The sequence below is a fragment of the Rossellomorea sp. QJM3NY_18 genome, from assembly GCF_056173145.1.
The window spans coordinates 4101756-4114515 of the sequence record NZ_CM149659.1 but is presented as its reverse complement, the minus strand read 5'-3'; the positions used below and the strand labels follow the sequence as shown (position 1 = coordinate 4114515).

Here is a 12760-nt window from a genome sequence, read left to right as displayed (position 1 = left end):
ATTGCTTGTCCACTACCATACATATGAAAGAGAGTGGAGAAGTGTGCTAGGACATTCTCCTATTTAATCTTTCATTGGAGGCCGCGAACATGAAGCAGTTGAAACCCGTAGTGATCATCTTCTCAATCTTTATCAGCATCATCTTTATTGTACCTACTCTGCTGGTACTCCCATTTTCATCAGACAAGGAAACGGCCAACCTGGACGAAAAACTGAAAAACTCACTATCCGTTGAAGAATTGGCAGACTCGGTCGAGGTGGCGGTGTATCGATCCAGTCAGGATCTCATCGAAAAGCTCCCCCTTGAGCAGTATGTCGTAGGGGTAGTGGCGGGTGAAATGCCGGCCGATTTTGAAAAGGAAGCATTGAAGGCACAGGCCCTTGCAGCAAGGACGTATATGGTCAATCAGCTTCTGTCAGATGACCCTTCTGTGCCGAAGGGAGCCGATGTGACGGATACGGTATCCCATCAGGTGTATAAAAACCATAAGGAACTGGCCACTCTATGGGGCTCTGACTACGACTGGAAAATCAAGAAGATTTCAGAAGCGGTCCTTGAAACGAAGGGGAAAGTTCTCACATATGATGATAAACCGATTACGGCCGCCTTCTTCTCGACAAGTAACGGCTATACGGAAAACTCAGAGGCATACTGGACAGATGATATCCCGTATTTACGGAGTGTGGAGAGTCCTTGGGACAAAGCATCACCCAAGTTTGAAGATCAAAAGATCATCCCGATCAATGAATTCAAACAGAAGCTAGGTGTCACACTGCCTAAGGACGGGTCGGTGGGAACGATCACATCAAGGACCGAAGGCAAAAGGGTGGCGAAAGTAGAAATCAATGGGAAAGAATTCACCGGGCGGGAGATCAGGGATAAATTAGGCCTCAGATCGTCGGACTTCACCTGGTACTTGAAGGATGACCACATCGTCATTGCCACAAAAGGGTTCGGCCACGGAGTCGGAATGAGCCAGTACGGGGCAAACGGGATGGCGAAGGAAGGGAAGAATTATAAAGATATCGTGACCCATTATTATAAGGATGTAAAAATAACGGAATCGAGCAAACTCCTGCAGAAGGTGACGGCACAAAGATAAGAAAAAGGATTGAGTATGGTCAGGGTGACCGACTCAATCCTTTTTTACATAAGCTTCAAACCTCTTCATCGCCTTCGTCAACCTGTGATCCGGATTTCGGAAATAAGTGCGGTTTACGATCCAAAACAGGACCGTGACCCCGATCAGATCCTTGGCGGCATCAATCATCGTGGAGGACCGATACGGAACGAAGGACTGATGGATCTCATCTATGAATCCATAAAAGATGGCTACTAGTGCAACAGTGAAATTCAATGTGAACCGAAGCCTTCCGTGTGCGAGCAGTGCGACGACAAACAATGCATATAAAATCCCGAACTCCACCAAGTGGAGGGATTCCTTGATGAACCGGTCCACCCCATCATCAGGAAACCGCAGCACCGCATCATCGGGATTGCTCGACATGATCCAAATCAGAATCATATAAAGGAAAGGTGCAGCCGTCAGCACATATTTAAGTAACGTTTTCATATTGGACCCGTCCTTTCAGTTTATAGTATTGTACCATGGGGGACCGGGATTTCGTTATCATCACTCTATAGTTTCGAAGTTTGCCATATTTTTTTCGAGGAAAATCTATAGTTCATACATATTCCTCCCCACTTTGTCGAAACATAAGAAATTAAAATTTTTTTGCCAATGTGTATATATTTTCAGAATTCTGTTCAGAATGATTGCTGAGGTGATGAAAATGAGAGAGGAAGAAAAGAAACAACCTTCTCAAAACTTTTTGAAAAGACGTTGGGCATACCCAGCAATCTATTTAGCAAGTGCAGCAATCATTATCACGGGGATTCTGTGGTACCAGGCAGGAAATGATGTAAACGAGAAAGCCAAGGATTACAGCTATGATGGAGTTCCTACTGACAATGAGTTCAACCAGCCTGCAGAAGAAGTCAATCGTTCATTGGAAAACTTTGTAATGCCTGTTTCAAGCCCTGAAGATACAGTGATCGAAAAACAATTCTACGACACTGAAGCTTCAGCTGAAGAACAGGAAGCTGCCCTAGTCGTGTATGGAAACATGTACTACCCGAACCAAGGAGTCGACATCTCGAAAGACGGGAAGGAATTCGATGTTCTGGCTGCCATGAGCGGTACAGTCACAAAGGTTCAGGAAGATTCCTTACTTGGTAATACGATTGAAATCGAGCACAGCAAAGGCATCGTGACTCGTTATCAATCAGTGAAAGATTTTGAAGTCGCGGTTGGAGATGTAGTCGATCAAGGACAAGCCATTGCGAAATCAGGAAAGAGCTTATTCAATGAAGAAGCCGGCGTTCACGTACACTTTGAAATCCGTAAAGCGGATGTTGCCGTGAATCCAATGGAATACTTCAATAAGTCTCTTGCCACTCTTCAAGAAGCACAGCTTGAAGACAAGAAAGTTTCAGGTGAACAGCCGGATGCAGAAGCTGCTGAAGAAAATGCCGTAGAAGACCAAGCTAGCGAAAACAAAGCTACCGAGGACAAAGCTACGGAAGAAAAAGACGCAACTGAAGAAAACAAGTCCACTGAAGAAAAACAGGACCAGGCCAAGCCGAAACAAGAAAGCAAAGACAGCGCTGACGTAAAAGACGAAGAGTAACACCTATAAATGAGGGCTGACCGAAATAACGGTCAGCCTTTTTGCTTGTCCAAAAAAATTTCCTTGGAAATTCGACAGGGAGGAAGGTTTACTGGAAAAGCATTTCCAGTGTCATTCTATTAATCAATCTAACCATATGTTCAAATATCTTTATTTTAGAAAAATGAATGGGGAACATATGTCGCATGGTTGTCGTTTTTTCTTTATTGACCAGGCTTTTTTCAGTAAAGATAATGATGGCATGAATAAAATTTCAGAAAATTAAGTCTTTGTAGAGCGGGAGGTGAAACGTTGATCTACTTCATGCTGTTTTTACTCATCACAGGAGGGTGCATCATCCTTGCCCTGAGAAAGAAGCGGGCATTCTTTCTGACCATACCATTCGTGTCTTTATTCATTTATTTTATTGTGCAGATTGCCATTGTCCCGGTGCCGTTCTTTGAAACAGTGAAATTTATTTTCAGTTTAAAATAATGAGCTAGAAAAGGGGTTATGTACATGAAGAAGATTGATAGAGCGAAAGCCGATCAGTATTTTAAAGAAAAAAATCGATATATGGCACTGTATTTAGTAATCTGGCTCCTTTCCTCCTTTGGTATCGTGCTGTTTGCCGAAAGCTTCTCCACCTTCACCATTAACGGATTTCCGTTCCATTATTTCATGGGCGCTCAAGGATCGATCATCATTTTCATTGTTTTGCTTTATGTGAATGCGAAGGTGAGTGACGGGATCGATAAGAAATATGGTCTGGATGAAAGCCGGAATGAGCAGATCAGCTACGGAAAAACGCTGGATCATTAAATCAAATAGAGAAGAACTAGGGGGAAAGAATGAATGGATACTCAGTTTATCGTATCGACGTCTATTATACTGTTGACGTTTGCGTTATATATCGGAATAGCGGTTTATAACAAAGCGAAAGCGACATCGGATTTCTATGTAGCCGGTCGCGGGGTGCCGCCGATCTTTAACGGGATGGCAATCGGGGCTGACTGGATGAGTGCGGCATCGTTCATTGGACTGGCTGGTACTGTCATGATTCTCGGTTATGACGGGCTTGCTTATATAATGGGGTGGACAGGAGGATATTTATTGTTGACCTTCCTCCTCGCACCACAGCTCAGGAAGTATGGACGATATACCGTGCCGGAATTCATCGGGGACCGGTATAACAGTCATACAGCCCGGGTTATCGCCGCGATCTGTACGATCATCATCAGTTTCACGTACTCGATCGGTCAACTGTCAGGTTCGGGTGTGGTCATCGGCCGTCTATTTGAAATCGATGCCAAGGTCGGAACGATGATCGGGGTCGTCCTCATTGCCTTTTACGCTGCCTTCGGCGGCATGAAGGGGATCACGTGGACTCAGGTAGCTCAGTATATCGTATTGATCATTGCGTACTTGATCCCGGTCATCTTCATGTCCCTGCAAATAACAGGAAACCCTGCTCCGTGGATCTCTTACGGGGAGCTGGTCGGGAAAATCGGTGAACTCGACCGTGAGCTCGGTGTGTCGGAATACTTCGCTCCTTTTACAAACGGGACGAAGTGGCAGTTCATGGCCCTCATGTTCACACTGATGGCCGGTACCGCCGGGCTTCCCCATGTCATCGTCCGGTTCTATACCGTTTCCACGATGAAGGCGGCGCGCTGGTCAGGTGCGTGGGCACTCCTTTTCATCGGGCTTCTTTATCTATCAGCGCCAGCTTATGCAGCCTTCTCCCGGTTTATTTTGATGACAAAAGTAGCGGGAAGCAAAATCAGTGATTTGCCTGCCTGGACGGCCTCATGGGTCGACACGGGGAAACTGCAGGTGGCTGATGCGAATGGAGACGGGATCCTCCAATGGAAGGAAATCATCATTTCGAATGATATCGTCGTCATGGCGACACCGGAGATCGCGAACCTTGGCGTATTCGTCATTGGGCTCGTGGCGGCAGGTGCCATGGCAGCGGCGTTATCAACGGCAGGCGGATTGATGATCGCGATTTCGTCTTCCTTTGCACACGATATTTACTACCGCGTATTCAAACCGAATGCGACCGAGCGGAATCGTCTGGCGGTTGCACGCTGGTCGATTGTTGTGGCTACTGTCCTGGCCGGAGTGGTGGCGCTGAATCCTCCAGGGGTCATCACCCAAATCGTCGCCTGGGCCTTCGCCCTGGCGTCAGGGACGTTCTTCCCGGCCCTCTTACTTGGAGTCTGGTGGAAGCGCTCCAATGCCCAGGGGGTGATCGCAGGGATGCTTGTGGGGCTGGCGGTGACTCTCACCTACATCTTCCTGGCGCGATCAGGCATTACCCTGTTCGGAATCATTGACACAGGAGCAGGTGTGTTCGGGGCAGCCTCAGCGGCCATTGCCAATATCGTCGTGTCCCTCATGACGAAGGCACCTTCACAGAAGATCCAGGAAGAAGTAATGGACCTTCGATATCCGGAACAGATGACCTTTAAAGACGGGGAAGTCTGGGTGGATGATGAGGTTGATTTTAAAGCATGATGGATGGAAGCCTTAGAGGGGTGTAATATTGAAAATAAGCGGAAATTTTCCGGTTAAGAGTTTAAGAATGGAGCTTTGTTCGGGATATAAGCGGAGTTATGAGACCGTCGATTAACTACTTTTAATAAATGCTCCATATTTTAGACAAATAAAAATTTAAAATTTCGTTAGGTTTCAATGATCAATTTAGTATTACCCAGAGTATCTTGACCCCTTTTTTAGCCTTAACTGTCTGAAAATCGATTTAAATGCGTCTCAAGGGGATTTTTGTAAACGATCGTGACTCTCTAGTGCATTAAAATAGCAGTTGAGATTCAGTGAGGTCAAGTAAAAGTTTCACATTTTAATTAATCGACAGTCTCGTTATTCCGGTTAAGCAAAGCAAAATGGAGCATTTTTACGTTTATCGAGTAAATAGCCGGAATCTTCGGCTATATAAGATATTTTCAGTTCTATTTGATAAATAACCGGAATTCCTCCGCTTATTTATCAAACTGGCTTTAGCATCTATTGAACATGTATAGAAGAAAATTCGAAAAAGGCTTAGGGATATTTGCATCTCTAAGCCTTTTTGATTGTGATATAAACTGTAGATTATGCTGTGGAAGTGTATGTGATTGCTATAACCGTTTTGCACCTCAAGTAAATCCGTTCGGGGAATCCCGGTACGGATTTTTCCTTTGAACAGAGAAAATTAGACATTTTCACAGATTCATCGACTCATTTCTCAGGAAATAGTGAGGGAAGGGGAAATGATTCAGATGATGTCGAATGGCATCGGATCATTCGTCATGTCAGGAATTCGGGTCCATTTAACCATGTAGAGGTCCGTCCCTCACAGTCATTTTTCAGAAAATTCAATCGAAACCTTGTCCTTATTGTGTTTTTTGTGCATATATGTGGGCACAAGCTAATAAAATGAAACAAACCTATCAAAAAGAGAGTGTTTGAGGTGAGGAATCGTCATTACACCATTGATCATTAGCTGAATAAGTTGTTTATACGTTGTAACATCAGGAAGCTGCCGTCCTAAATAAGGCTTTCTGCCGCTTGCCCATGAGCAAGGGGTCTATACTATATCATTGATGCGAAAGCGAGTCTCATTTCACACTTCTCACATCCAATTTAGGGAGGTCGAGTGGTGTGCACGATTACATCAAAGAGAGAACAATCAAGATTGGTAAGTATATCGTGGAGACGAAAAAAACTGTTCGTGTAATTGCGAAGGAGTTTGGCGTATCCAAAAGTACTGTCCATAAAGATTTAACAGAACGACTGCCAGAAATCAATCCGGATCTCGCAAATGAAGTCAAAACCATACTTGATTACCATAAATCAATCCGGCATCTACGAGGTGGAGAGGCAACCAAGCAGAAATACAAAAAAGAAGAGCTCCACAGTTAACACAAATACGCCAAGCCCCAGAATGATGGGTTGTGCTTGGTGTGTTTTTGTGTTTGGGTGAGTGGTTGTTTGGTGTACCATGTGTTGTTGTACCAGGTACAAATGGTTAAAAGTGTACCAGGTACAAGAAGAAGTTGTTGTACCAGGTACAAAAAGAAGTTGTTGTACCAGGTACAAAAAACCATGAATGTACCAGGTACATTTTATGCATCCGACTGATTTTTGACTGCTGATTTCAAGATGAAATTCACCTGTCAAAAAACCAGAAAAAATCAGCAGGTGAAATCACTTAACTATTCAGCAGCTGAACCCCAAAATCCCCCCCCACCAACACCCAATTTAACACTCTTGTAACATCCCTCTCCAAAACGCCTATCTTTTTCCAAAATAATAACAATATCAATACATTTTTTTGACAAAGAATATCGCCATTCGACATATTTATGGTAAAATAGTTAATTAGGTGAAAGTTTTACCTTAACGTTTTTGCGTAATGACATAAAGATGAAACCATAGATGAAATACAATGTTGAAATTGTAAAAGTAGAAGGGAGAAACATAAGATGTTCGCGAAAGATATTGGGATTGACCTTGGTACGGCTAATGTATTGATTCATGTTAAAGGAAAAGGAATTGTCTTGAATGAGCCATCCGTCGTGGCACTGGATAAGAATACGGGTAAGGTACTAGCTGTAGGTGAGGAAGCGCGCCGCATGGTTGGACGTACTCCTGGAAATATTGTGGCGACTCGCCCGCTGAAAGATGGAGTCATCGCAGACTTTGATGTGACAGAAGCGATGCTGAAACATTTCATCAATAAACTCAATGTAAAAGGATTCCTTTCGAAACCGCGCATTTTGATTTGCTGCCCGACGAACATCACGAGCGTTGAGCAAAAGGCGATCAGGGAAGCGGCTGAAAAGAGTGGCGGGAAGAAGATTTATCTGGAAGAAGAGCCTAAAGTGGCGGCGATAGGTGCCGGAATGGACATCTTCAATCCGACTGGAAACATGGTCGTGGATATCGGTGGAGGAACAACGGATGTAGCGGTTCTTTCCATGGGTGACATCGTGACGAGTCAGTCCATCAAAATGGCCGGGGATAAATTTGACCACGAAATTCTGAATTATATTAAAAAAGAGTACAAGCTTCTGATCGGGGAGCGTACAGCTGAGGATATCAAGGTGAATATCGGGACGGTATTCTCTGAAACACTTGACGAAGATCGCAAGGAAATGAGCATCCGCGGACGTGATATGGTATCAGGACTTCCACGTACGATCACTGTGACGTCCAAGGAAATCGAAGGGGCTCTTCGTGAGTCAGTGGCGGTCATCGTACAGGCAGCGAAAAATGTCCTTGAGAAGACGCCGCCGGAATTATCAGCGGACATTATTGACCGCGGAGTTATTTTAACAGGTGGTGGAGCCCTTCTTCACGGAATGGATACGCTTCTTGCAGAAGAACTGAAAGTACCGGTATTGATTGCGGAGAACCCGATGGATTGTGTAGCAATCGGAACGGGATTGATGCTTGAGAATATCGATAAGATTTCGAGAAGAAGAATCGGGTAAAACCCATGCGCCATTGATCCGATATAACGGTTAAGAGGTGAAAGTAGATGTTTCGAGGATTTTATACAGTAGCATCCGGCATGCTTTCTCAACAGCGGAAGACCGAGATGCTGACGAACAATATGTCGAATGCCAATACACCGGGCTACAAAGCGGATCAGGCTTCGATGCGGGCGTTTCCTGAAATGCTGATGGATAGGATGGATTCCACATCGATCCCGACTGAAAAAAAGCTGTCGCTTCCTTTTAATCAAAGAGTGGGGGCACTCAATACAGGTGTGTATATGCAGGAAACGATCCCTTCCTTTGTGCAGGGTGATCTTCAGGAAACGGGTCGCGGCTTGGATGTGGCGCTTCTGGATGGTTCCATGCCTGTTGATGAAGAGACAGGAATCCGTGGATCGGTGTTCCTGACGGTGGAAGGAACGGATGGATCACCACGCTATACGCGAAACGGAAATCTGACAGTGAACGGCAACGGTTTCCTCACCACGAACAGCGGTTTTTATATGCTGGATGAAAATGGTGACCGGATTCAACTGGCAAGCGATCAGTTCACGGTCGGGGAAAATGGTCAGATTGTCGTGGATGGGAATGCCGTCGCAACATTGGGAGTAGGTTACTCGGATAACCCGAACCTGTTAGTCAAGCAGGGAGATGGGCTGTTTGCCACAGAAGGTACTGCAGTTCTTCCGGACGCGTATGAAGAAGAGAATGTTTCTTTTGCTGCCAAGCAGGGCTTTCTGGAGCGATCCAATGTCGATGCTTCCCGTACGATGACCGACATGATGTCGGCGTACCGGGCTTTCGAAGCCAATCAAAAAGTGCTTCAGGCGTATGACCGGAGTATGGAAAAGGCAGCCAACGAAATCGGCAGGGTCAACGGATAGTAAGTATTGTAAATGAATTTCGTCACTGAATACCTTATAATAGGGGAGAACGTGTCATGAATCGGACGATGATTACAGCAACCAACACATTAGGCCAATTGCAGAAACAGATGGATATGATTGGTCATAATCTTTCGAACGCAGATACAAATGGATACAAGCGCAGGGATGCAACTTTCTCCGAGATGCTTGTGCAACAGGTGAAAAATCAGAGCGTAGACAAGTTCGAAACAGGCAGGTTAACCCCTCTTGGAGTCAGGGAAGGGAACGGTGCCAAACTTTCACAGGCGCAGCTGATCCTGAATCAGGGGTCGTTGAAAGCTACAGGCCGCTCCCTGGACTTCGCGTTGACCAGCGACCGTCAGTTCTTCAAGGTGCTGGCGGCTGATGAAGACTCGAGTGCCGTACGCTACACGAGGGACGGAGCATTCTCTGCGAGTCCTACCGGGAACGGGGAAATGATGCTCGTGAACGGAAGCGGGCTGCCGGTACTGGATGAGAATGATAACTATATTACGTTTTCTGAGGATGCCTCTTCCTTTCAGCTTGGTGATAACGGGGTTCTGACCGTTACAGGTGCCGGTGGGGGAGAAGAACGATTTAACCTCGGCGTTGTGACCGTTGAAAAATCTCAATTTCTGGAGCAATTTGGCGGGAACCTGTTAGGTTTTGCAGACAACCTGGATGAACTAGGCGTCACGGAAGATGAAGTGGTGACCAACGTCACGGGTGGAGCACGATCTGATATTTCCATGGTTCAGAATTCGTTAGAAGGATCGAACGTGGATATCAGCAAAGAAATGACGGACATGCTGAGTGTTCAACGATCATATCAATTCCAGGCGCGATCCATCTCCCTTGCAGATCAAATGATGGGCCTTGTAAATGGGATACGCTAAAAGGAGTTAAATGCTATGAGTGAAAAAGAGCTACTGCAAGAAAAAGTGACAAGAGAATCAGTAAAAACAGAAAAAAAGGCAAAGCAAAAGGACGAAACTAAGCCATCACGCTGGGTGCGTGTTCGCATGCTTCCCATCTGGCTCAGAATCCTTCTGTTCATCCTTCTTCTTGCAGGAAGCCTCGTCCTCGGTGCCGTCATCGGCTTCGCTGGCATCGGCAACGGCAACGCTGCCGACGTCTTCAAAGCAGAAACCTGGCAGCATATCATTGATATCGTAGTGAAGAAATAATTTTTGAGGGACGGACCTCGAAATCGTTAGCTTTTACGACAGTGAACCTTGATATAAAAGGGTTTCGTTGCGAATGGAGCTTGTGATTCGAGGTCCGTCCCTTTTTTTACGTAGATATCGTTGCAAATTTGGAGTTGGGAGGGACGGACCTCGAATTTGATGCCTTTTTTGAGGGGAAATGTTGATTTAAAGGGATTTCCTTGGGGGATTAGGGCGGATTTCGAGGTCCGTCCCTCCCATCCTGTTGCTATTACAACCACAGTTTCTGTACAATAAAGTGTACATACATATTGGTAGGAGGAATTATTTATGCTTGATATTAATGAGATTAAAGAGATTATTCCCCATCGTTATCCGTTTTTGCTGGTGGATCGGATTTTAGAGGTGGAGGAAGGCAAGAAAGCGGTCGGGATCAAGAATGTGACGGCGAATGAGGAGTTCTTCAATGGTCACTTTCCTGATTACCCTGTGATGCCGGGCGTGCTGATTGTCGAGGCGCTGGCTCAGGTCGGAGCTGTGGCGATGCTGAAGGTCGAGGATAACCGTGGACGTCTGGCGTTCTTCACGGGCATTGACAAATGCCGTTTCAAGCGTCAGGTAAAGCCTGGTGATCAGCTCCGACTTGAAGTGGAAATGATCCGCTTTAAAGGACCGATCGGTAAAGGAAAAGGTGTTGCAACCGTTGATGGTGAAGTTGCTTGTGAATTAGAGATGATGTTTGCTCTTGGGGATAAGCAAGAGTAATCAGGTATAATGCGGCCGGGTTTGATGTGATTCATTTCACGTCAAATCCGGCTTTTTTTACCTTGAAAAAATGATTCCATATGCAAGTTAATTCATTTTCCGGGAAAGCTAACAAAAGACCAACGTAACGGTCTTACATTAACCAACATAGAAAGGAGTCATACATCATGAGCAAAAAGTTACTATCGATCCTTGGTGGATCTGCACTTGCCGCTTTCCTTCTTGTAGGATGTAACGCCAACCAGGAGCCTCCTCCGGAAGACGAAGCACCAGTGGAAGAAAACGACAACATGGATGAGAATAACGATATGAACGACAACGGGGACATGAATGAAGAGAACTACCCTGAGTCAGAAGACAAGAACAAGCAAGGCGACAAAGATGCAGCGAAGGATAACAACACACCTGAAGAAGACGCTGTAGAAGATGATATTGATATGAAGGATAAGGATAATAAGGACGAGTAATGGGGTAAGACAGAGGCGACTATGAGTTGCCTCTGTTTTTTTATAAAATAAAAAATCCAGACTTTCATTTTTATGGAAATTAGACTATAGTTAATTTATAAAGTTCTTTATAAAGAACAAAACGAATATATTAATAAGAACGAAGTGATCATAACATTAGAGAGGTGGATAAATGTATAAAAAAGTTTGCAATCGATGTACTCGCTCTTCATTCAGTAGCACTGAAACAGGTGATTGGATTTGCCCATCTTGCGGTCATGACTTAACTGAAGCACCATTTTATACGCCCTTCTTAAGGCATAGTGATTTTATCCCACTCCGAAAAAAGTTAGAAGCTTATGAAAAGAATATGAACAAAAAATATCTTTGAATTTCGACAAATATCTTTATGCTTATGAAGAATACAACAATTTATTTAGTAATAAACTTGGATAATGTCGAATAAAGCATTCACTTGTAGGAAAAAAGTGTAAAAATTTTCTTTGAATAGACAAAAAATTTTGAAAAAAGATGGTACTATTGATATAACGAAAAGCGATGAAGAGTGAGGGCAGAAAAAGGCAAACCCATTGAAAAATGGGGACGCAAAGTCACAGGTCTAAAGTATTAATAGTAAATCAATTTCCTGGAAGACTACATATGAAAGACATCAACGTGAATTTGAAACGCATATTAATACGATGGCGGCTGGATTGCCTGGAATACGTTTACTGTATTTTAGGAGGGAAACAATTTGGGGAATAGAGAATTGGACCAAGAATGGGTTGAGCTAGTGAAAGAAGCCTTGGAAGCAGGAATATCTAAGCAACAAATCAGGGAGTATTTACAAAAGCAATCCCAGGAAGTAAAGGCCGGATATAAAATAATGTAATATAAATAAAGTCTTGCGAACTCTTCGCAAGACTTTATTTATTGCCTAATTTCCATTTATTAAATTCAATGAACTCCCGGAACTGTTCCTTGGTGATTCCAGAATCCATTGCTTCTTCTGCAATCTTCATCCATTCGTGATCAATGTTTTGATCCTCGGGTTGATCGTATAATAGAGCATCCATAGGAATTCCTAAAGCCGCTGAAACTTTCTCCAGAAACTGAATGGAAGGGTTTTGTTGAAGGTTACGTTCAATTGAACTCAAATATGACTTAGCTACGCCTGCTTTTTCAGCGAGCTCCGTCATGGACATTCTTTTTTCTTGTCTGTATTTCTTAACTCTCTCTCCAATCATCAGGGACACCTACCTAAAGACTTCATGTTTGAAGTCACAATATTAAATATAATTATATCATAAATAATTCGA

The 12760-nt window shown here is 44.3% G+C and carries 15 protein-coding genes and 1 riboswitch; of the genes, 13 read left to right on the top strand and 2 right to left on the bottom strand.

The genetic code is table 11. The annotated features are described in order from the left end of the window. Positions 1-89 precede the first annotated feature (89 nt). Complete coding sequence (gene spoIID, locus AC0VXY_RS21090; RefSeq protein WP_475526460.1) at positions 90-1103, top strand: stage II sporulation protein D; 1014 nt, start codon at positions 90-92, stop codon at positions 1101-1103. Positions 1104-1136: 33 nt separating this feature from the next. On the opposite strand, the gene AC0VXY_RS21085 is transcribed toward spoIID, so the two are convergent. Beyond that, positions 1137-1574 (bottom strand): VanZ family protein, encoded by a 438-nt coding sequence (locus tag AC0VXY_RS21085; RefSeq protein ID WP_475526459.1) that lies wholly within the window; start codon positions 1572-1574, stop codon positions 1137-1139. 220 nt (positions 1575-1794) lie between these two features. Here AC0VXY_RS21085 and AC0VXY_RS21080 point away from each other — a divergent pair, with 220 nt between their 5' ends. The 12 genes from AC0VXY_RS21080 to AC0VXY_RS21025 all read left to right on the top strand — a co-directional run bounded on the left by AC0VXY_RS21080 (position 1795) and on the right by AC0VXY_RS21025 (position 12333). Next, positions 1795-2691: a peptidoglycan DD-metalloendopeptidase family protein gene (locus AC0VXY_RS21080; RefSeq protein ID WP_475526458.1), complete on the top strand. Its 897-nt coding sequence runs from the start codon at positions 1795-1797 to the stop codon at positions 2689-2691. Positions 2692-2982: 291 nt separating this feature from the next. Beyond that, positions 2983-3165 (top strand): hypothetical protein, encoded by a 183-nt coding sequence (locus tag AC0VXY_RS21075; protein ID WP_061808920.1) that lies wholly within the window; start codon positions 2983-2985, stop codon positions 3163-3165. Positions 3166-3189: 24 nt separating this feature from the next. Then, complete coding sequence (locus AC0VXY_RS21070; protein ID WP_229595929.1) at positions 3190-3492, top strand: DUF4212 domain-containing protein; 303 nt, start codon at positions 3190-3192, stop codon at positions 3490-3492. A gap of 33 nt (positions 3493-3525) precedes the next feature. Continuing rightward, entirely contained in the window at positions 3526-5193 is a 1668-nt protein-coding gene (locus tag AC0VXY_RS21065) for a sodium:solute symporter family protein (protein ID WP_435988990.1), read from the top strand. A gap of 1143 nt (positions 5194-6336) precedes the next feature. Beyond that, positions 6337-6597 (top strand): sporulation transcriptional regulator SpoIIID, encoded by a 261-nt coding sequence (gene spoIIID, locus AC0VXY_RS21060; protein WP_034765200.1) that lies wholly within the window; start codon positions 6337-6339, stop codon positions 6595-6597. A 563-nt stretch (positions 6598-7160) separates the two neighbouring features. Beyond that, positions 7161-8171: a rod shape-determining protein gene (mreB, locus tag AC0VXY_RS21055; protein WP_098438738.1), complete on the top strand. Its 1011-nt coding sequence runs from the start codon at positions 7161-7163 to the stop codon at positions 8169-8171. Positions 8172-8218: 47 nt separating this feature from the next. Then, positions 8219-9061, top strand: a complete 843-nt coding sequence (locus tag AC0VXY_RS21050) for a flagellar hook-basal body protein (protein ID WP_435988991.1) — start codon at positions 8219-8221, stop codon at positions 9059-9061. Between the two features lie 56 nt (positions 9062-9117). Beyond that, the gene (locus AC0VXY_RS21045) at positions 9118-9960 is read left to right on the top strand and encodes a flagellar hook-basal body protein (RefSeq protein WP_435988992.1); all 843 of its coding nucleotides are present in this window, start codon (positions 9118-9120) and stop codon (positions 9958-9960) included. Between the two features lie 15 nt (positions 9961-9975). After that, the gene (locus AC0VXY_RS21040; RefSeq protein WP_034765204.1) at positions 9976-10251 is read left to right on the top strand and encodes a DNA-directed RNA polymerase subunit beta; all 276 of its coding nucleotides are present in this window, start codon (positions 9976-9978) and stop codon (positions 10249-10251) included. A gap of 309 nt (positions 10252-10560) precedes the next feature. Further along, positions 10561-10995, top strand: coding sequence for a 3-hydroxyacyl-ACP dehydratase FabZ (gene fabZ, locus AC0VXY_RS21035; RefSeq protein WP_098351529.1), 435 nt, complete (start codon positions 10561-10563; stop codon positions 10993-10995). Positions 10996-11162: 167 nt separating this feature from the next. Then, on the top strand, positions 11163-11462 hold the full coding sequence (locus AC0VXY_RS21030) for a hypothetical protein (RefSeq protein WP_435988995.1): 300 nt from the start codon (positions 11163-11165) through the stop codon (positions 11460-11462). 549 nt (positions 11463-12011) lie between these two features. Next, positions 12012-12162, top strand: a riboswitch (cyclic di-GMP riboswitch). A gap of 33 nt (positions 12163-12195) precedes the next feature. Further along, the gene (locus AC0VXY_RS21025) at positions 12196-12333 is read left to right on the top strand and encodes an anti-repressor SinI family protein (RefSeq protein ID WP_435988996.1); all 138 of its coding nucleotides are present in this window, start codon (positions 12196-12198) and stop codon (positions 12331-12333) included. A 34-nt stretch (positions 12334-12367) separates the two neighbouring features. On the opposite strand, the gene AC0VXY_RS21020 is transcribed toward AC0VXY_RS21025, so the two are convergent. Continuing rightward, a complete protein-coding gene (locus AC0VXY_RS21020) occupies positions 12368-12688 on the bottom strand; it encodes a helix-turn-helix domain-containing protein (RefSeq protein ID WP_034765209.1) in 321 nt (106 codons plus the stop codon). Positions 12689-12760 lie beyond the last annotated feature (72 nt).